Source organism: Frankia sp. CcI49, from assembly GCF_001983215.1.
Classification (GTDB): domain Bacteria; phylum Actinomycetota; class Actinomycetes; order Frankiales; family Frankiaceae; genus Parafrankia; species Parafrankia irregularis.
The window spans coordinates 16,900-36,058 of record NZ_MOWP01000056.1 but is presented as its reverse complement, the minus strand read 5'-3'; the positions used below and the strand labels follow the sequence as shown (position 1 = coordinate 36,058).

At 71.7% G+C, this 19,159-nt stretch carries 17 protein-coding genes; 10 read left to right on the top strand and 7 right to left on the bottom strand.

Annotation, left to right across the window (positions count from 1 at the left end):
- Positions 1-7 precede the first annotated feature (7 nt).
- Entirely contained in the window at positions 8-1,204 is a 1,197-nt protein-coding gene (locus CcI49_RS38700; RefSeq protein WP_054569907.1) for an SfnB family sulfur acquisition oxidoreductase, read from the top strand.
- 68 nt (positions 1,205-1,272) lie between these two features.
- Complete coding sequence (locus CcI49_RS38695) at positions 1,273-1,656, top strand: hypothetical protein (protein ID WP_241840541.1); 384 nt, start codon at positions 1,273-1,275, stop codon at positions 1,654-1,656.
- A 52-nt stretch (positions 1,657-1,708) separates the two neighbouring features.
- On the opposite strand, the gene CcI49_RS38690 is transcribed toward CcI49_RS38695, so the two are convergent.
- A complete protein-coding gene (locus CcI49_RS38690; RefSeq protein ID WP_054569908.1) occupies positions 1,709-2,608 on the bottom strand; it encodes a hypothetical protein in 900 nt (299 codons plus the stop codon).
- 159 nt (positions 2,609-2,767) lie between these two features.
- Positions 2,768-3,532: a nitroreductase family protein gene (locus CcI49_RS38685; protein WP_241840539.1), complete on the bottom strand. Its 765-nt coding sequence runs from the start codon at positions 3,530-3,532 to the stop codon at positions 2,768-2,770.
- Positions 3,533-3,898: 366 nt separating this feature from the next.
- Here CcI49_RS38685 and CcI49_RS38680 point away from each other — a divergent pair, with 366 nt between their 5' ends.
- The gene (locus tag CcI49_RS38680) at positions 3,899-4,234 is read left to right on the top strand and encodes a hypothetical protein (RefSeq protein WP_054569909.1); all 336 of its coding nucleotides are present in this window, start codon (positions 3,899-3,901) and stop codon (positions 4,232-4,234) included.
- 106 nt (positions 4,235-4,340) lie between these two features.
- Here the strand turns inward: CcI49_RS38680 and CcI49_RS38675 are convergent, their stop codons facing one another.
- Positions 4,341-4,979 (bottom strand): TetR/AcrR family transcriptional regulator, encoded by a 639-nt coding sequence (locus CcI49_RS38675; protein WP_054569910.1) that lies wholly within the window; start codon positions 4,977-4,979, stop codon positions 4,341-4,343.
- Positions 4,980-5,066: 87 nt separating this feature from the next.
- Between CcI49_RS38675 and CcI49_RS38670 the strand changes: the two genes are divergently transcribed.
- From CcI49_RS38670 to CcI49_RS38640, 7 genes are all read left to right on the top strand, one after another.
- Positions 5,067-5,972, top strand: a complete 906-nt coding sequence (locus CcI49_RS38670) for a TIGR03564 family F420-dependent LLM class oxidoreductase (RefSeq protein ID WP_076834664.1) — start codon at positions 5,067-5,069, stop codon at positions 5,970-5,972.
- Positions 5,973-6,329: 357 nt separating this feature from the next.
- On the top strand, positions 6,330-7,664 hold the full coding sequence (locus tag CcI49_RS38665; RefSeq protein ID WP_054569912.1) for a cytochrome P450: 1,335 nt from the start codon (positions 6,330-6,332) through the stop codon (positions 7,662-7,664).
- Positions 7,661-8,566: an SDR family NAD(P)-dependent oxidoreductase gene (locus CcI49_RS38660; protein ID WP_076834663.1), complete on the top strand. Its 906-nt coding sequence runs from the start codon at positions 7,661-7,663 to the stop codon at positions 8,564-8,566. The genes CcI49_RS38665 and CcI49_RS38660 overlap by 4 nt, the downstream gene beginning before the upstream one ends.
- Before the next feature lie 143 nt (positions 8,567-8,709).
- Positions 8,710-9,876, top strand: a complete 1,167-nt coding sequence (locus CcI49_RS38655; protein ID WP_076834661.1) for an SRPBCC family protein — start codon at positions 8,710-8,712, stop codon at positions 9,874-9,876.
- Positions 9,873-11,006, top strand: a complete 1,134-nt coding sequence (locus CcI49_RS38650; protein WP_076834659.1) for a hypothetical protein — start codon at positions 9,873-9,875, stop codon at positions 11,004-11,006. Before CcI49_RS38655 ends, CcI49_RS38650 begins: the two co-directional genes overlap by 4 nt.
- A gap of 47 nt (positions 11,007-11,053) precedes the next feature.
- Positions 11,054-12,616: an AMP-binding protein gene (locus CcI49_RS38645; RefSeq protein ID WP_054569916.1), complete on the top strand. Its 1,563-nt coding sequence runs from the start codon at positions 11,054-11,056 to the stop codon at positions 12,614-12,616.
- Between the two features lie 4 nt (positions 12,617-12,620).
- Positions 12,621-13,772: an acyl-CoA dehydrogenase family protein gene (locus tag CcI49_RS38640; RefSeq protein ID WP_076834657.1), complete on the top strand. Its 1,152-nt coding sequence runs from the start codon at positions 12,621-12,623 to the stop codon at positions 13,770-13,772.
- Between the two features lie 110 nt (positions 13,773-13,882).
- On the opposite strand, the gene CcI49_RS38635 is transcribed toward CcI49_RS38640, so the two are convergent.
- The 4 genes from CcI49_RS38635 to CcI49_RS38620 are packed head-to-tail and all read right to left on the bottom strand — an operon-like array spanning position 13,883 to position 18,757.
- Positions 13,883-14,608, bottom strand: coding sequence for an ABC transporter ATP-binding protein (locus CcI49_RS38635; RefSeq protein WP_076834654.1), 726 nt, complete (start codon positions 14,606-14,608; stop codon positions 13,883-13,885).
- The gene (locus tag CcI49_RS38630; RefSeq protein ID WP_076834652.1) at positions 14,605-15,429 is read right to left on the bottom strand and encodes an ATP-binding cassette domain-containing protein; all 825 of its coding nucleotides are present in this window, start codon (positions 15,427-15,429) and stop codon (positions 14,605-14,607) included. Before CcI49_RS38630 ends, CcI49_RS38635 begins: the two co-directional genes overlap by 4 nt.
- On the bottom strand, positions 15,413-17,503 hold the full coding sequence (locus CcI49_RS38625; protein WP_076834649.1) for an ABC transporter permease: 2,091 nt from the start codon (positions 17,501-17,503) through the stop codon (positions 15,413-15,415). The genes CcI49_RS38630 and CcI49_RS38625 overlap by 17 nt, the downstream gene beginning before the upstream one ends.
- A 36-nt stretch (positions 17,504-17,539) precedes the next feature.
- On the bottom strand, positions 17,540-18,757 hold the full coding sequence (locus tag CcI49_RS38620; protein WP_083749982.1) for an ABC transporter substrate-binding protein: 1,218 nt from the start codon (positions 18,755-18,757) through the stop codon (positions 17,540-17,542).
- Positions 18,758-19,159: the final 402 nt, after the last annotated feature.

Below are 19,159 nucleotides of genomic sequence, written 5' to 3'. Positions count from 1 at the left end.
GCCACCCATGACCGAACGCGGCCGGCGCCCCGCGCACGTCATCCGCGACTCAGCCGAGGCCGAGGAGGTCGCCGGCAAGCTCGCGGCCGAGTTCGCGGCCCGGGCCGGTGAACGTGACCGTGACCGCGAGCTCCCGGCGGCCGAGGTGGAGCGGCTTTCCGCCACCGGCCTGCTTGCGATCTCGGTGCCGGCACGCTTCGGCGGCGCGGACGTCCCGGTCACGACGCTCGCCGAGGTCTTCCGGGTACTGGCCACCGCCGACGCGAGCCTCGCGCAGATCCCGCACAGCCACTTCGTCTTCCTCGACGCGCTACGCCGGCAGGGGACGGAGCAGCAGCAGGAGCGCTTCTTCACCGCGGCACTCGCCGGGGCACGTTTCGCCAACGCGCAGTCCGAGAAGGGCGGCCGCACGGTGGCCGACGACGCCACCTCCCTGCGCCGGGACGGGACGCGCCACCTCCTCGACGGCGACAAGTTCTACTGCACCGGGGCACTGTTCGCGCACTATCTCGTGGTGCGGGCGGTGCTGGAGGACGGCAGCAAGGCGCTCGCCTACATCAGCCGCGACACCCCGGGTGTCACCGTCGAGGACGACTGGGACGGCATCGGGCAGCGGACCACCGCGAGCGGCACCGTCCATCTGCGCGGCGTCCCGGTCGATACGGCCGAGATCGTGCCCTTCACCTCGATCTTCGACCGCCCCACCACCTACGGTGCTCGCGCGCAGGTCCTCCACGCGGCCCTCGACGCCGGCATCGCCCGTGGTGCGCTCGACGCGGCCGTCGCCGCGGTGGGCAAGGCCCGGCCGTGGTTCGAGTCCGGCGCGGCGAGCGCCGCCGCCGAGCCGCTGGTGATCCAGCAGGCCGGCGAGCTGGAGATCACGGTGCGCGCGGCCGAGGCACTGCTGCGCGAGGCAGCGGGCACGATCGACGCCGCCGACGCCGAACCGACCGACGACAGCACCGCCAGGGCGTCGATCGCCACCGCCGTCGCCAAGGTCGCCGCCGCCAGGGCCGCGGTCGAGGTGGCCGGCGCCCTGTTCGAGCTCGGCGGGACCCGATCGGCGTCCGCCGCCCTGGGCCTGGACCGCCACTGGCGGGACGCCCGCACGCATACCCTGCACGATCCGACGCGCTGGAAGGTCCAGCACATCGGCCGCTGGCTGCTGTCCGGCACCCGGCCGCCGCGACACGGTCAGCTCTGACGCGCAGGGGCGCTCGCGTAGGTCGCGGTCCGGGAGACGTGGCGGGTGGGAATGCGTAGTCTCGCGGCGTGCCATCACATCCGATCTTCGAGAACCCGCCTGCACTGCCGCGGGACGCGGTGGTCGAGGCGTTGGAGCGGGCGCTTGCGGATCGGGCGCATGAACCCGCGGCGGCGAACGCTCTGGTCGGGATCGCCCTGAACGGCGCCGACAGGGAGTTCGTCGAGCACTGGTGTGTGCAGGTCGGGACCCGGGCGGTGGCCGGCAGCCCGCTGCTCGGGCTCGCCGGGCTGTGCCTCGGGCACACCGCTCGGCGGTTCGGGCATCTCGGCGACGAGGCAGTCGCGCTGGTGCACTCCTTGGCGGCACGCGCCGAGCTGGATCCGTCGGACGTGGACGGTCGGGCCCTGGATGGACTCGACGACGTCCGGAGTTTTCTCCGCCCGTCCTGACCTGCCCCACAGCAACGCCCCCGGCCGACGCCGGCGCGGGTGATCTTTCTCGCTAGCCCTTTCGCAGGGTGACGGTGGCGAGGGCGAGGAGCTGGTCGCCGTGGCCGGCGTCGGTGACCCGCACCGTCACCACCGCGTGGTCGCCCGCGTCCCGCAGGACGGTGCCGGCGGTGCGGGCCGGGCCGGTCCGCACCTGGGACAGGTAGTGGATCTGCAGGTCCGTCGCCACCAGGCCGGGGCACAGGGCCTCGGCCGAGGCCTCTACCATGACGGCCAGGGCTCCGCCGAGGATCGTGCCGATGCTGTTGGTCACGAACGGCGTGCGTTCCAGGTCGAACTGGCCGGTGCGGGCGTCGACGAGCTCCAGCCCCATCCGTTCGTACAGGGAGCCTTCGACCGGGCCGCCCGCGGCGGGGCGGTGGACCTGCCCGATCCAGTTTCCCGGGTCGTAGTCGTCCATGCCGGGCGCCGCTGCCCGGGGGAGGCGCGCGAAGGTGAGCAGGCCGCTGCCGGCCCGGGTCAGCCCGGTGGGGACGACCGACGGCCCGGCCTGGTCGATGAGGCGGGCGAGCTTGTCGGCGTCATCCAGCCCGTGCCCGTCGTAGACGGCCGCGGATGCGATGATGATCTTCTTGCCGACCCGGACAAGCTGGTTGTCCAGCACGATCGGGCCCTCGGTGATCGGCTCCGCGCCGTGCAGCGAGATGTCCTGGGTTGCCGTCCAGTCGGGCCGGCCGGCGATGATGGCGGGATGTGATGCGCCGACGTCGAAGACGGTCAGGACCATTCCCGCCGAGATGGTGCCCCGGGGGGATCTGACGGCGTCGCTGACCGGCATGACCATCAGGCAGCGCTGGTCGGAGACGAGGTACTGGGTAATGGCTGCGTCTTCGATGAAGGAGCGCGACGGCCGTGCCGTGCTCGGCGTATCCGCCTCGGGCGTCGGCGTCATGGTGCGCTCCCCCACTTCCCGCGCGGCTCACCCGTCGCGAGGGGCCGATGGCCCCGACGCGAAACCCGCCGCCCCCAACCTGTTGCTTGCCGACAGCATTTTCCGGCCCGCGGATCGGCCGGCGCAACGAATTGACGGCAGAGGCTGCCATCGACCCGCCTACAGGGTCGTCCCGCGGCTGGCGGGGCCGGGAAACGCCGGGCCGTCGAAGGTGTCGAGGCGGGCGAACTCCTCGACGGGGCGGCGGGTCAGCCGGGTGGCCCGGCGCTGGGGGTAGCCGAGGGCGATGACACCGGCGATGGCATGGTCCGCGGGAATTGCGAGCAGTTTCGCCGCCGCCGGTTCCCGGCGCACCAGGAAGGTCGTCAGGACCCCACCGAGCCCCTCGGCCCGCGCAGCGAGCAACACGTTCTGGGCGAACGGGTAGACCGACCCGCCACCGACGATGCTCTGCCGATCCAGGTCGACGTCCGCCACCGCGAGGGCGGTCAGCCTTGCGCACAGGACGAGCAGCACGGGCGCCCGGTCGAGATTGTCGATGAACGTCATCGGCCGGGGTGTCGCCGCGGCCTCGGCGAGGTCGACACCCGGGCCGTGCCAGCGGCCGTCCGGCCCGGGCGCGAACGGGCGCAGCCCGGCCTTGACCTGCGCCCGGTACTCGCGCCAGCCGAGCACCGAAAGCTCGCGAACACCGCGGCGGATCTCCGGGTCACGCAGGACGATCACCGTCCACGGCTGCGCGTTGGCACCGCTGGGGGCGAACCGGGCGTCGTCGAGCACGCGGGCGAGCACCTCGTCCGGTACCGGCTCCTCGGTGAACGTTCGTTCCGCGCCCGACGTGCGCATCGCCTCGCGCAGGCCCATGCCACCCGGGTCACCGCCACCCGGTTCCAGGCCGTTCGGCCCCGTACCACTCGACTGCATGCCACCCGCCTCCGTCCGCCCGGCCGCGACGCCGCCATCCCCTACCCGCCACGACGGTAGCCCTGGCGGGCGAGCTGGCGGATGAGCATGCCGACCGGCAGGTCGTTTGAAGCCCACCGGGACACCGGCGGACGCCGGCCGGCGGGACGCCTTCGCGACGGAACCGATCCGAAGGCGTCCGAGCAGGTCACAGGCCTGCCCCTAAGGGGAGCAATGGGCAGGCACGTGGACCCGTCCGGATGGCAGGATCACCCCACGGAACATCGCCGGCGGATGCCCGACGGCCGTTGCCCGCCCCACACGCCCCACGCGCTTCACGCGCTTCACCCGTCCCGCACGCAGTGCGTCAGAGAGGATGTCCCCGTCGTGCCTGAGCAGGCTCCCCGTCGCAGCATCGAGTCCTGGGCACGCGACCTGCCCGTCAGTTTCGTCGAATGCCGCACCATGGGTCACCGCTGGCAACCGCACAGCGCCACCTGGGACCGCGAGGCGCGTGCCTACCATGTGGTCCACACCTGCGACCGCTGCAACACCCATCGCAAAGCCTGGTGGACCCGCAACGGCGAGATCACCGCCGCCGGCTACGACTATCCGGATGGGTACCTCACCCGGGACGTCGGTTACATCGGCGCCGACGGCCGCGGCGTACTGCGCACCGAATACCTCGCCCGGATGTTCGACAAGAGCAACAAGCCGCAGTAGCGAACAGCGGAGGATTCCGGTCGCGGGAACGACGAGAACCCTCCGCTGTTCGGACGGGCCGGGCCCCCGGCACCTTGAGGCGAACGGGGGATTCCGGCTGGTCCGCTCAGTGTTCCGCCGATGTCAGCGCTACCGCCGGTGCCGGTGCCGGTCCGGCCTCGGTTTCGGGCCGGCGAACGCGTAGGCCGTCCATGAGAACGGTTGTGAGCGCGTCGTCGGGCCGGGCACCGGGTCGGCATACCGCCACGCTGATCACCTGGACGACCTCCGCCGACGCGATGTCGTCCCGAAGCGTCCCTTCGGCCTGCGCCGCCTCGACGATTCCCACCAGCATCTCGTTGACATCGGCGAGCAGGCGGGCGATCTCGGGTTCGTCGCTCGCACTCTCGTTCAGGGTTTTGATCAGGGTGAGTGGCGCGTGGGTGCAGTGGTCGACGACCTCTCGCAGCGCCGCCCAGGCGGCACCCGCACGGGCCCCGTTCCGCTCGTTCAGCTCGTTCAGCTCGGGGCTCCGCGGCCTGCCGACGCCCTGCCGCTGACCGACGGCATGTAGCTCACGGAGCGTGTCGACGGTGATGGTGTCAAGCAGCGCCTGCCGGTCCGGGAAGTGCCGGTAGAGGGTGCCGACGCCGAGACCCGCGACCCGCGCGATCTCGTCCATCGACGCGAACGACCCGCGCTCGGCGATCACCGCCAGCGCCGCGGAAACGATCAGCTCCCGGTTGCGCCGCGCATCCGACCGCACCTTGATCGCCTCCCCATGCGGAACCGCAGGTTCAGGTTACACTCACAGCCAGAAGCTGAGGTTCCTGTTCAGGTTAGGGGCGAACGCATGCGTCTCGGTGTCCACATAGCCGACGGTCCAGGTCTGGAAGCGCTGGTCGGAGAGGTCCGCCAGGCCGCCGACGCCGGGCTGGCCAGTGCCCACTTCGGCCAGCTCGCATCCTGGGATGCGGTTACCGCGGCGGCGCTGTGCGCCGGGCGGGTACCCGGCATCGAGATCGGTACGGCGATCGTCCCGACCTACCCGCGGCACCCGCTTGTCCTGGCCGGGCAGGCGCTCACCGCGCAGGCGGCCAGCGGCAACCGGTTCGTGCTGGGTATCGGCCCAGGGCACCGACCGATCGTCGAGGGGCAGTTCGGCCTTTCGTTCGACCGACCGGCCCGGCATGTCCGCGAGTACCTCACCGCGCTGCGCCCACTGCTGCACGGCGAGGACGTCGAATTCCACGGCGAGACACTCACCGTCGTCGGCCGGGTGGACGTACCGGGCACGTCGGCGCCACCCGTCCTGCTCGCGGCGCTGGCACCGAAGCTGCTGCGTCTCGCCGGCGAGCTCGCGGACGGCACCATCACCGTCTGGACCGGTGCGCGCCACCTGGAGGAGACGATCACCCCCGCGGTCACCGCGGCCGCCACGGCTGCCGGCCGCCCCGCGCCCCGCGTCGTCGCGGGTGTTCTCGCCGCTGTGACCGACGACCGGCCAGGTGCGTTGCAGACGCTTTCGGAGCAGCTTGGCTTCGTGGCCGAGCTGCCGAGCTATCGGGCGTTGCTGGATCGGCAGGGCCTGACTGGCGTGCACGAAACCGCCGCGGTGGGGGACGAGCTCGAGGTCGAACGCGAGATTCGGCGTTTCGCCGCTGCCGGTGCCACCGATCTGGTGGTCGGCCTGTTCGGCGACGAACCGACCCGGAAACGCACTCTCGCCCTGCTCTCCGATCTCGCCACACAGGTCTGAGCCCGCTTCCGAGGGTGTTGTCCGCATTCGGACCGATAGCCGCGCGGGGAGGCCGCGGGCCGGGGCCGGGGCACCAGGCCTGGCGGGCCCCGGCCGGGTCCGCCGGACCCTGATCTCGCCCGGCGGATCCGATCACATCCGGCACCGGTCATCCCGGCCGGTGCCGGACGGGCCAGGATCGATCGAAGATCGTTTCGACCGCCGTCGGGCCGGGGCCCGTCAGGGTTGACCGCCTGTCAGCCGGCCGCTAACCTACAGCCAATAGGTTTACGTTTCCCCGGTACGGAGTGATGGAATCCCCTCCCCCGCGGAACGCCTCGACGACTTTCCGCGCCCGGCTCGTCCCCGCCCGCGGAAATGCCGCCTGGCCGGAAGGAGAAGCGCAGCGTCGTGGTCACTGAACTGGCGGACGTCCCGCCCGACCTGGTAGTGGATTTCGACGTCTATGATCCGATGTTAACAATGCCGGTCGACCGCATGCAGGAAAAGGTCGCCGAGCTGGCGAGGCGCGGGCCGGTCGTCTATTCGACCGCCTACGGCGGCCACTGGGTGGTCACCTCCTATGATGCCGTGCACCGGGTGCTGCGGGAGCACGAGACCTTCTCCAGCTACCCCAACAACCTGGTGGACGCCGGGCAGGGGAAGTTCATCCCGCTGGAGCTGGATCCGCCGGAGCACACCCTCTACCGGCACGCCCTGCAACCGCTTTTCAGCCCGAGCCGGATAAAGGTGCTGGAGCAGGGCATCCGCAGGACGGTGAACGAGCTGATCGACGACTTCGCCGCCCGGGGGCGCTGCGAGTACGTCGCCGAGTTCGCCCACCAGTTGCCGACCCGGGTCTTTCTGGAGCTCCTCGGCTGGCCGCTGTCGGACGCCTCGATGTTCGCCGAGGCCACGGAGATCCTGCTCAACGGCCGCCCGGGCGACACCCCGGAGCAGGCTGTCGGCTCGCGCACCGAGGCGGCGATGTCGCTGTTCGGCTACTTCCAGCGGATGGTGGACGAACGCCGGGGCGCGCCGGCGGACAGCGACGACGTCACCGCCCAGGTGATGCAGGCGATGGTGACCGCCGACGGTGCCCAGCGGCCACTCGACGACGACGAGCTGCGCCGGGTCTTCCTGCTCCTTCTCATCGGCGGGCTGCACACCGTGCGCGGCTCTTTGTGCTGGGCGCTCATGCACCTGTCGGCCCATCCGCAGGAACGCAAACTGCTCGTCGACGATCCCGGGCTCATCCCGAACGCGGTGGAGGAGGTGCTGCGCTACGAGGCGGCGGTGTCGGCCGGCCGCCGGGTGCGCCACGACACCGAGCTGGGTGGGGTCGCGCTGCGCGAGGGCGACCAGCTGCTGGTGATGCTGTGCGGGGCGAACCGCGACGGCGAGCAGTTCGACGGCCCGGACGAGCTGCGGATCAACCGCACCCCGAACCGGCACCTTTCCTTCGGTTCGGGCCCACACCGGTGCATCGGCTCCCATCTGGGCCGGATCGAGCTGCGCATCGCGCTCGAGGAGATTCACCGCCGCATTCCGGACTACGCCCTCGACCCGGCCGATCCGCCCGTCATTCTCCCGAGCCAGGTGCGTGGTTTCCAGCGCATGGGTATCACCTTCGGCCCGGAGCGGGAAACCCCTGGAAAAACCCAGAACGCCCCTGGAAACGTCGACGTCGAAGTGACCGAGGTGCAGGTATGAAGCTCGCAGGAAAAGTCGCAGTCATCACCGGGGCCGGTTCCGGGCTCGGCCGGCAGAGCTCCCTGCTGTTCGCGCAGGAAGGCGCCTCGGTCGTCGTGGTCGACATCCTCGCCGACCGCGCCGAGGAGACGGTCAGGCTCGTCACCGAGCAGGGCGGCAAGGCGTTGGCGGTGACCGCCGACGTGTCGGTGGAGGCCGATGTGGCCCGTGCGGTCGCGACCGCCGTCGAGGAGTTCGGCGGCCTGGACATCATGTTCGCCAACGCCGGCGTCGTGTCCCGCGGTGGCGTTCCGTCGGTCGCCGGCGGGGAGCCGGTGGCCTTCGAGGACCTGACCGAGGCCGACTGGCAGCAGGTGCTGGGGGTCAACCTCAGCGGCGTCTTCTTCTCGTGCAAGCACTCGGTGCGCCCGATGCGGGAACGCGGCGGCGGCGCGATCGTGGTGACCTCCTCGGCGGCGTCCCTGGTGGCCTACCACAGCATCTCCCTGTACTCGGCCACCAAGGCCGGGGTCAACGGGCTGGTCCGCGGCCTCTCCCTCGATCTCGGGAAGTTCGGCATCCGGGTGAACGCGCTGGCGCCCACGCACGGCATGTCACCGAACTTCCTGATGCCGCCGGGCTCGCCGGTCGTCGGCCAGTCCTACGAGGAGGTGGCCGGCCCGTGGAACCCGGGTGTGTCACCGATCCCGCTCAAGCTGCGCCGCCCGCCGTCGCTGCTGGACAACGCGAAGGTCGCGCTGTTCCTGGCGAGTGACGACTCGGCCTACATGTCGGGAGTGGTGGTGCCCGCCACCGACGGCGGAACGCTGTCCCGGGTCGCGATGACGTTCGAGGAGGACGCACCGCCCGCGGACGCCGACGCGACCGCGACCGCGACCGCGACCGCGACCGCGACCGGCTGAGCCTGGCACACAGCGTCGGAATCTCCGGGTGGGCAGCCCGATCGCCCACCCGGAGCAGGCATCGGAACTTTTATCTACACTCGTTAGTTTTATGCGATGGCCACCGCGGTGGCTGCGCGACGGGGATCCCTCGAGGAGGAATCATGACCCAGTCGATCGTGTCGAGGGAGGCACGGATCAGGCGTGCGCTCGAGCATCTGCGCGGGCAGACCACGGACGAGTACAACTCCGTCACGCCGTTCGGCCCGACGGAGTTCACCGATCCGGCGGTCGCCGCGCGGGAACGGGACCGCGTGTTCGGCCGGGTCCCCTCGATCGTCGCGCACGGCTCGGAGCTGCCCAGGACCGGTGACTTCGTCACGCTGCAGCTGCCGCGCAACCGGGTCATCGTCGCCCGCCAGCGCGACGGCGGGGTGAAGGCGTTCGTCAACCTCTGCCGGCACCGGGGAGCGCTGCTCGAGGACCAGGAGAAGGGCCGCTGCCGCCTGTTCTCCTGCCAGTACCACCGCTGGTCCTACGACCTCGACGGGTCGCTGCGCACCATCACGCTCGACTCGACCTTCGGGGAGGTCGACCGCTCCGGACTGGGCCTGGTGGAGCTCCCCTGCGAGGAGCGCCACGGCTTCATCTGGGTGATCGACAACGCCGAGGCCACCGACATCGACGTGGCCGCCTGGCTCGGCCCGGAGATGGACGGCATCCTCGGCGGGTACGACCTCGGCGGGCACATCTGCTTCCAGGCCGAGGGCTTCGACGAGCCGGTCAACTGGAAGATCATGCAGGACGCCTTCCTGGACGGCTACCACGTGCAGTACGCCCACCCCAACACGGCGGGGCTGCACATCCACACGAACGTGATGGCGTTCGAGGACTTCGGCCGGCACTGCCGGTTCGTGGTGCCGCGCAAGAGCATCGACCGGTGGCTGGACGAGGATCCCGGCGACACGCCGCTGGGGCGCTATGTGACCGAGACCCACTTCCTGCTGCCGAACAGCACCCTGCTGCGTCAGCCGGACCACTTCGAGCTGCTCACCTTCCGGCCGCATCCGACCGACCCGGACCGTTCCCGGATGGAGATGCGCCTGATCGTCCGCGACGTGGCCCAGAGCGGGCTCGACGAGCAGAAGTGGCAGTCCCGCTGGGAGAAGAACTGGAAGATCCTGCTCGCGGTGCTGCACGCCGAGGACTTCCCGTTGCTGCGCGCCTCCCAGGCGGGGCTCGCCAGCGCGGACGCCGGTGGCATGGTGCTGGGCCGCAACGAGGTGGCGAACCAGGTCTTCCACCGCGAGATCGGCAGGCTGCTGTCTTGATCGAGCACGGCTGGCGGACGGGCCTTTCGGCGCGCGAGGCCGCCGAGCTGGCGTCGCTGCTCGCCGAGGCCGCCCGGGAGGACGAGGAGACCGGCTACCTGCAGGCGGGCATCGCCGAACCGCTCCCACCAGGCACGACACAGCTGCTGGTCTGGATGTCCGGCGAGGGCGGCCGTGGCCGCTGGATGTCGACGCCGGCCCCAGCCGCCTCGACGCCGACCACCTCGACGCCGACCACCTCAGCGCCGGCGACGGCCTCGGCTGCGGTGCCGGCCCCGTCCCTCGCACCGGCACCGGTTCTCGCGGCCTGTCTGCGGGTCGAACCGGCCGGCGCGGGGCCGGCTGTCGCCCGCTATGTGGTCCGTCCAGCGCTGCGCTCCCTGGGTGTCACGACCTTGCTCCTGGAGGAGCTCGGCCCGTTCGGCGGACCCGGCTGGGCCGGCGGGGTCTCCGCCCTGGACGCGGCGCGACTGCGGATCTGGGCGCAGGGTGACCATCCCGCCGCCGCCCGGGTGGCCCGCCGTTTCCGCCGGCTCGGTGTCGAGGTGAACGATCGGCGCTGGTGGCTGCTCGCGGATCTGCGTGCGGCCGTGGACGGCGACCGGCCGCTCCCCCGGCCCGCCGACGGCGCCGCGGCGCCGGCCCGCCCACCCGCGACCGACCGGGAGCGGGCCCACGCCGCCGACCTGTGGCGGGTTTCCGCGACGTCGTCACCGCCACCGGGCGGTGAGCTGCTCGTGGCCCCGACGGCCGGCGGCGTGGCCGGCGCGATCTGGTTCGATCCCGGCCCCGTCGAACGGACCGAGTACGGCACCGCCGGGCGGATCGAGGGCCTCGCGGTGGCCGGCTCGGCGGCGCGGCCCGGGACCGTGCGGGACCAGCTGCTGCGCGCGGCCATGGAACGGATGGCGGGGCACCACCGCATGGCGGCCGTGATCGTCGTGCCGGCGGCGGAGAGCCCGCTCGTGACGAGCGCCCGGCTGGCCGGCTTCGAGCACCGTCGCACCGATGTCGAGTACATGTTCGCGGACCGGCCGGCCGCGCCGGGCATCTCAACCACTGCCGCAGGCGAACGGGCGGGCCTCTGTTCCGCTCTGGCCGGCCCCGCGCTGCCGCGGTCGAAGACCTGAATCGCCGAATCCGCGCAAAAGGAATCCATGCAAAAAGGAGGAAAGAAGTGGCCACGTCGGTTGTTTCGGTTCTCGACTGGTGGGCACGCGCCAAGCCGGACCGGGTCGCGTTAGTCTTCGGTGACGACCAGGTCGACTACCGGCGGTATCGGGACTGGACCAGCCGGGTGGCGAGATCGCTCGTCGCCCGCGGCGTCGCACCCGGTGACCGGGTGGCGCTGCTGGCCAACAACTCGCTGGAGTGGGCGGTCACCGCGATCGGTGTCCTGCGGGCCGGCGGCGTCCTGGTTCCGATCAACCCGCGGCTGGTCGCGGGGGAGATCCGGTCCTTCTTCGAGGAGGCCGGGGTCCGGCTGGTCATCGCCGAGGGCGCGTTCACCGCGACGCTGAAGGAGGTCGCGGGCCAGCTCGACGGCGACCTCGACATCGTCGAGATCGCGGCCGTCGAAGCGCTGCGTACCGGCGAGACGGGCGGCGAGGCCGGCGGCGTGAAGGTCGGGGAGACGGGCGCCTTCCGGGTGGACCGCGACCAGCACGAGCCGATGACGGTGCTGTTCACCAGCGGCTCCACGGGGCGGTCCAAGGGCGTCATCTGCACCAACCGGACGATGCTCGACATCGCCTTCGAGGCCTCGCTGCGGGAGGACGCGCTCAACACCGGGGTGCGGACCCTGCTGGTGCTGCCGCTCTGCTTCACCCCCGGTGTCGTCTACGGCCTGTTCATGACCGGCATCCTGGGCGGCACCCTCGTCATCGAGCCGGGGTTCGACGCCGCGCGGGCGGTGCAGCGGCTGGCCGAGCATCACATCCAGGCCATGTTCGGTGTGCCGCTGCTGTGGGAGTCGATGGCGCGTACACCCGGCTTCGCCGAGGCGGACCTGTCGAGCCTCGGCTCGGCGGTGGTCGGCGGCGCGGCGGTGTCGGTGCCGCTGCTGCGGGCCTGGGGCGCCAAGGGTGTCGTGCTGCGCCAGATCTACGGCATGACCGAGGTCGGCGGGATCGCCACCGCGACCCTGCCCGAGGAGGCCGAGGAGCATGCCGCCACCTGCGGCGCCGGCTCCCCGTTCACCGACCTGCGGGTCGTGCGGCCCGACGGCACCGACTGCGAGCCCGGCGAACCCGGCGAGATCATCATGCGTGGGCCGGGGGTGACCCCCGGCTACTGGGCGGCGCCCGAACTGACCGCGCAGGCGATCCGGGACGGCTGGCTGCACGGCGGTGACCTCGGCGTCCGCGACGCCGACGGCCGCATCGGCTTCGCGGACCGGCTCAAGGATCTGATCATCTCGGGCGGCATCAACATCTCCCCGTTCGAGCTGGAGGCCGCCCTGATGACGATCCCCGGCATCTCCGAGGTCGCGGTCATCGCGGCGCCGGACGAACGGTTCGGCGAGACCCCGGCCGCGATCGTCTCCGTCGCCGCGGACTCCGACCTCGACGAGGCGGCGATCGTCGCGGCCTGCGCGACCCGCATGGCGGACTACAAGGTGCCCCGGTACGTCGTGATCCGCCGTGATCCCCTGCCCCGGCTGCCCAGCGGCAAGCTCGCCAAGCCCGCGATCCGGGACGAGTACCGCGACGTCACCGAACGTTTCCCGAAGGTGCGATGAACCTGTGAACACAGATCTTTTCGAGTCCGACCACGAGCTCTACCGGGAGACGGTGCGGGCGTTCGTCACCCGTGATGTGGTCCCCAACCTGGAACGGTGGGACGCCGAGCGACTCATCGACCGGGAGACCTGGAAGCGGGCCGGCGCCACCGGGCTGCTGGGCCTCGCGGTGCCCGAGAGCCACGGCGGGGCCGGGGAGCGCGACTACCGGTTCCGCGTGGTCCTGCAGGAGGAGATCGCCCGGGTCGGTGCCTCGTCGCTGCAGTCGTCGTTCTCCACCAACGACGACATCGTCCTGTCGTATCTGCTGGAGATGGCCACCGAGGGGCAGCAGGCCCGGTGGCTGCCCGGCTTCGCCACCGGCGAGACGGTCGGCGCGATCGCGATGACCGAACCGCAGACCGGCAGCGACCTGCGCGGCGTCGCCACCACGGCGGTCCGCGACGGCGACGACTGGGTGATCAACGGGTCGAAGACGTTCATCACCAACGGCATCCTCGCCGACCTGGTGATCGTCTTCGCCCGGACCGGCACCGACGGCGGCAGCCGCGGCTTCAGCCTGTTCGTCGTCGAGCGCGACACCCCAGGCTTCGAGCGCGGCCGCAAGCTCGACAAGGTCGGCCTGGCCGCGCAGGACACCGCCGAGCTGTTCTTCCGGGACGTCCGGGTGCCTGCCCGCAACCTGCTCGGCGTCGAGGGCGGCGGGCTGCCGGCGCTGATGCGCAACCTGCCGCGGGAACGGCTCGGCATCGCGATCGCGGGGCAGTGCTCCGCGGAGGCCGCGTTCGCCTGGACGTTGGACTACGTCCGCCAGCGCCAGGCGTTCGGCCGCCCGGTCGCCGAGTTCCAGACGGTCGGGTTCGCCCTCGCCGAGCTGCGGACCCGCATCGAGGTGACCCGCGCCTACATCGACCGCTGCGTGCGCGAGCTCAACCGGGGCACCCTGAGCGCGGTGGACGCGGCGAAGGCGAAGTGGTGGGCCACCGAGATGCAGTGGAAGGTCGTCGACACCGGGGTCCAGCTGCACGGCGGGTACGGCTACATGACCGAGTACCCGATCGCGCGGGCGTTCCTCGACGCCCGGGTCCAGCGCATCTACGGCGGCACCAACGAGATCATGAAGGAGATCATCAGCCGGGACCTCGTCCGGAGCTGACGCCTCACAGCACAGTGGCCCGGGCCGCGACGAACCTCGTCCGCGGCCCGGGCCACTGTCGTTGGATCTGTCTGTCGTTGGATCTGTTGCCTTTCTGGAGCGCCGCCGGCTCAGGCGGCCGTCGCGCCGGCGCTGACCGAGCCGAGGTAGGCGGCCTCCAGCTCAGCCCGGCGCTCGGCCAGCTCGGCCCGGGTACCCGACAGGGTGATCTCCCCACGGTGCAGGACGTACGCCCGGTCGGCGGCTTCGAGCGCCAGGAACAGGTGCTGTTCCACCAGGACGACCGCCAGTTCCTGCTCGGTGGCCAGCCGCCGCAGGATGCCGACGAGCCGCTGGCAGATCTTCGGCGCCAGGCCCAGGCTCATCTCGTCCACCAGCAGGACCTTCGGCCGCTGGTAGACGGCGCGGGCCAGCGCGAGCATCTGCTGCTCCCCACCGGAGAGCAGGCCGGAGCGCCGGTCGAGGAGCCGTTCGAGCTCGGGGAACAGCTCGAGCACCCGGCGCAGGTCACGTGCCCGCCGCGCGCCCGCGACCGCGAGGTTGTCGCGCACCGACAGGTTCGCGAACAGCGCGCGTTCCTCAGGGACATGGCCCACCCCGGCCCGGGTCACCGCGCGTGGATGGTGCCCCGGCAGGACCCTGCCGCCGACCGACACCTCCCCCGCGCGGGCCCGGACCAGCCCCGAGATCGTCAGCAGGGTGGTCGTCTTGCCCGCTCCGTTGCGCCCCAGCAGCGCGACGATCTCGCCCGGGAGGACCTCGAACGAGATCCCCCGGATCACCGGCGCCGAGCCGTACCCCGCGGACAGTCCGGTCACGGCGAGTGCAGCTGTCATGGCGACTTCTCCTGTGTCTCGCTCTGCCGCTCGTCCAGGTCCACGCCGCCCGCCTCGGCGCTGTCCGTCTCGGCGCGGTCGTGGTCCGCGCCGTCGTGGTCCGCGCCGTCGTGGTCCGCGCCGTCTTCCGTGGTGCCGAGGTAGGCGGCCCGGACCGCGGCTGACGCGCTGACCTCGGCCGGCCCGCCGGCGGCGATCACCCGGCCGAACTCGAGGACGTACACCCGGTCGCACACGGAGAACACGAGATCGACGTCGTGATCGATGAGCAGGACAGCCCGCCCCCCCGTCGCCATCGCCCGGATCGGATCGGCGAGCGCCGCCGACTCCCGGCTGTCCAGGCCGGCCGCGGGCTCGTCGAGCAGCAGCAGCCGGGGGCGGCTGGCCAGCGCACGCGCCAGCGCCAGCAGCCGCTGCTGCCCGTGGGACAGGTCCGGGGGGAGCGACCCGGCGTGGTCCGCGAGGCCGAACCGGTCGAGCAGCGCGGCGGCCTCGTGGCGCCCGCCGGGACGCCGGCCGTGCCCGATCAGCACGTTCTCGGTCAGGGACAGGTCGTCGAACAGCTCGAGGTGCTGGAACGTCCGCACCAGGCCGAGGGCCGCCCGCCGATGCGCGGGCAGCCCCTGGATCTGCTGGTCACCGAAGTGGATGGTGCCGGTGGCCGGCACGAACCCGGTGACGGCGTCGATGAACGTCGTCTTGCCGGCACCGTTCGGCCCGATCAGCCCGACCACCTCGCCCGCGGCCACGGACATCGTGACCTCGTCCAGCGCCCGGACCCCACCGAAGGCGACACCGACCCCCTCAGCCCGCAGCAACATGCGGATTCACCTCCTTCGTGGTGGTGGCGGTGGTCGACTCCACCCCAGCGATCGACTCCGCCCCAGCGATCGGCTCCGCCACGGCGATCGCTTCCGTCGTGACGGTCGGCTCCGTCGTCGTGGTCGGCTCCGGCGCCGTGGTCGTCCGCCTGGCCAGCTGCCGCAGCCGTGGGGTAAGCCGCTGCCGGGTCAGGCCGGCGAGCCCGTCCGGGCTGCGGATCGCGACGATGATCAGACCGATCGAGAGGATCAGGGTCTCGTAGTCACCCAGGCCCGCCCACTCGTGCAGGGCGACCGAGACCAGGCCGCCCGAGTAGAGGGTGCCGCCGACCAGTGCGCCCGACACGCTGGTGATCCCGCCGAGGTAGACCGCGACGAGCAGGCCCAGCGAGGTGAAGGTGCTGTAGGAGGCGTACGACAGCTGGCCCTGCTGGTAGGCGAGCAGGGTGCCGCCGACGCCGGCGAGCGCCGAGGAGATCGCCGCGCCGGTCAGCTTCACCCGGGCGGCGTTGATGCCCGCCGCCGCGGCGGCCCGTTCGCTGCCACGGACCGCGAGCATTCGCCGGCCCAGCTCGTGGCGCCGCAGCGCGGCGACCCCGAGGGCCGCGGCGACGGTGACCACCAGCACGAAGTAGCCGAACGTGACCCGAGGGAAGTCCTCGGCGCCGCCCCGGATGCCCAGCGAGAACCCGAAGATCTCCGGCTGGGGCACCGTGGAGCCGCTCAGGCCGCCGGTGACCTTGGGATTCTTGAAGATGAACTCCTCGATCGCGACCGCGGCGGCCAGCGTCACGACCGCCAGGTGCAGGCCACGGACCCGCAGCGCCGGCACCGCGACGAGCAGGCCGAGCGCGGTGGCCGCCAGCACGGCGATCAGCGGCCCCACCGGGAACGGCACGCCGCCGTCGGCGGTCACCTTGCTGAGGGTGAACCCGGCGACGCCCGCCAGCGACATCTGCGCCAGCGAGATCTGGCCGACGAAGCCGGTCAGCACCACCAGGGAAAGACACAGGACCGCCGCCACCCCACTGGTGATCATCCCGAGCCGCCACTGGCTCGACAGCAGGGGCAGCGCGATCGCGGCGGCGGCCACCGCAGCGGCGATCGGCACCGGCCGCAGCCGCCCGGCGGGTGCCGGCGGGAGCCGGTCCTGGGCGGTGCCGCGGCCGGGCAGCCGCCGGCCCGCCACCATCAGCATCAGCACGACCAGCAGGAACGGCAGGCCCTGCTTGAGGCCGTTCTGTGGCAGCCAGCTGAACTCACGGGTGAGGTAGAGCAGCCCGGACTGCAGGCCCCCGAGCGCCAGCCCGGCGACGGCGGCGACGGCCACCGAGCTGAGCCGGCCGACCAGCGCCGCGCCGAGCGCGGGCACGATCAGCAGCGTGAAGCTGCCCGCCTCCAGCGAGGTGGTCGGCGCGATCAGGATGCCGACCACGGTCACCACGGCCCCGGCGAGCAGCCAGCTGACGGCGGCCAGCCAGCGGGGCCGCAGCCCCAGCAGGATGGCAGCCTTCTCGTTCTCGGCGGCACCGCGGGTGGCCTTGCCGAACCGGGTGCGGGTCGACCACAGATGCAGCGCGGCGGCGAACAGCAGCGCGATGCCGGCGAGGTACAGGCGGTCCCGCGGCAGCGTCGCCCCGAGAACCGTGACCGGCTCGTTCGGCAGGATGGCCGCCACCGACCGCGGCGCGGACCCGAAGCGTTGCAGGATGAGCGCCTGCACCGCCAGCATCACGCCCACCGAGGCGACGACCCGTGCCAGTGGCGGCGCGGCGTGCAGCGGCGCGAAACACAGCAGGTAGATCAGAAGTGTKAACAGCAGCGCGTGCGCCAGCACCAGCAGCATGCACAGCGCCACGGACGGTTCGGTCCCGAGGTCGATGTGGCCGACGGGCAGCACGAGGATCCCGTGCCGGCGCAGGTCCGCGTACTGCAGGACACCGAACAGGGCGGTCGCCCCGAAACCGAAGTGGATGACGCCCGAGGCTCGGTGGACGAGCACGATCCCCGTCGCGAATGCGGCGTAGATCGCGCCCGACCCGAGTCCCAGGATCACGAACGACAGGAAGTCCACCGAGCACCTCTCAGGCCGGCCGGTCCAGGGGAACGCTCAGGAGGTCGTCCAGTCGCTGGYCGGCACCGGCTTCCCGCCCTCGATCCGGACGATGCGGACGCTGCCGTTGCACACCGTCGACACCCCGGTCAGCGCGGTCCCGTCGCAGGAGTAGCTGTCGTCGAGGAAGCCGTCCTGATCCTTCGAGGCCTTCAGCGCCTCGAGCACGGACGCGGCGGTGACGTCCTTGCCGGCCCGGCCGAGGACGCCGAACACGGTCATGGCCACGCCGAAGCCGTTCGTGTGCGAGGACGTGATCTCGTCCTCGGCGACGTCCGCGTAGTCCTTCATCGCGGTCACCAGGGTCGACACGTCCGGGTCGTCCGGGTCGGTCTGCGGGGAGAGCTGCTCGGTGGTGATCAGAGCGCCGTCGGCGGCGGCCCCGGCCGCCTCCAGGTTCGCCGGGTCGAGGCAGCTGCTCGGATAGATCATCTGCGTCCTGATGCCGAGCGACTGGGCGGACTGCATGATCAGCGAGCAGGAGGGCGAGACGAACATGACCACGACGGCGTCCGGCGAGCCGTCGTTGGCGGCGGTGACGGAGGCGGTGAAGTCCGTGGCGGTCGGGGACTCCTTGACGATCTGGACGTCGCTCACCTTCCTGGCGGTCAGCACCTTCTGGAGGCTCTCCGCGGCCGCGACGCCCGGCGGCGTGTCGTTGGCCAGGATGGTGACCTTGTCGGCCTTGATCTCATCGGTCACATAGCCGGCCACGCCGGCGAACTGGCCCGGGCTGCCGCCCAGGAAGGCGAAGACACCGTCGCCGGTCAGATCCGTGCCCTGGATCGGCAGGATCGGCACGTAGGGGATGCCGGCAGCGCGGATGATCGCGGTCGCGGACGGCCCGGAGAAGTCGAGGCCGGAGATCACGAGCGGAACCTTCGCCTCGACCATCTGGTTCGCACAGCGCTGGGACGCCTCGGGTGATCCGTCGACGGTGCAGTTGACGAACTCGACCGGCCGGCCGTCGACGCCGCCCTGCTGGTTGTTGAGGTACTCCGCGGCCGCGGACGCGCCCGTGCGCAGGTCCGGGAAGGAGCCGGAGGCGGCCTGCTCCTGGTTGATGAAACCGATACGGATCGGTTCGCCGGTGGCCTTGTTCGCGGCGGCGGGGGCGCTGCCGCCCTCGTCCTCACCGCCGCCGCACGCCGCGGCACCGGAAAGCAGCATGGCCGCCAAGGCTAAGCCGCCGACAAGCCTCTTGGGTCGCGTCATCTATCTCTCCAATACAAGACCGGGGTTCGACGGCATGCGAAAGGAGCACCTGGCCGCCGCCTGGCGCCGGACAGGTACAGGAACACACGTCGAGGAATGTCTGTGGCGCCTTCCGCGGCGGGGTCCCGGGTCCGGCCAGAGGAAGGCGTACAGGTGGGTGGGTACCAGTGTCGGAACAACCTAAAGGCATTTGGTTAACCTGGCAAGACCCATCCCGGGGGCATCCGGACACCCCCGGATCGGCACGACTGCCAGCCCGTCAGGCCGGACCGAGCCGGCCCCAGCCCGCAGCCGCCAGCGCCCGGCGCCCGGCGCGCGAGCAGGCGAGCAGGCGAGCAGGCGAGCAGAGGGTCACCCAGGGCGACGACGGGCATGACCCCACCAGGAAACGCACCGGAGCCC

Bases quoted from the DNA above. Each gene is read 5' to 3' on its own strand.
- CcI49_RS38700 (WP_054569907.1), top strand. From the start codon at position 8: ATGACCGAACGCGGCCGGCGCCCCGCGCACGTCATCCGCGACTCAGCC.
- CcI49_RS38690 (WP_054569908.1), bottom strand. From the start codon at position 2,608: ATGACGCCGACGCCCGAGGCGGATACGCCGAGCACGGCACGGCCGTCG.
- CcI49_RS38685 (WP_241840539.1), bottom strand. From the start codon at position 3,532: ATGCAGTCGAGTGGTACGGGGCCGAACGGCCTGGAACCGGGTGGCGGT.
- CcI49_RS38670 (WP_076834664.1), top strand. From the start codon at position 5,067: ATGCGTCTCGGTGTCCACATAGCCGACGGTCCAGGTCTGGAAGCGCTG.
- CcI49_RS38665 (WP_054569912.1), top strand. From the start codon at position 6,330: ATGCCGCCTGGCCGGAAGGAGAAGCGCAGCGTCGTGGTCACTGAACTG.
- CcI49_RS38660 (WP_076834663.1), top strand. From the start codon at position 7,661: ATGAAGCTCGCAGGAAAAGTCGCAGTCATCACCGGGGCCGGTTCCGGG.
- CcI49_RS38655 (WP_076834661.1), top strand. From the start codon at position 8,710: ATGACCCAGTCGATCGTGTCGAGGGAGGCACGGATCAGGCGTGCGCTC.
- CcI49_RS38635 (WP_076834654.1), bottom strand. From the start codon at position 14,608: ATGACAGCTGCACTCGCCGTGACCGGACTGTCCGCGGGGTACGGCTCG.
- CcI49_RS38630 (WP_076834652.1), bottom strand. From the start codon at position 15,429: ATGTTGCTGCGGGCTGAGGGGGTCGGTGTCGCCTTCGGTGGGGTCCGG.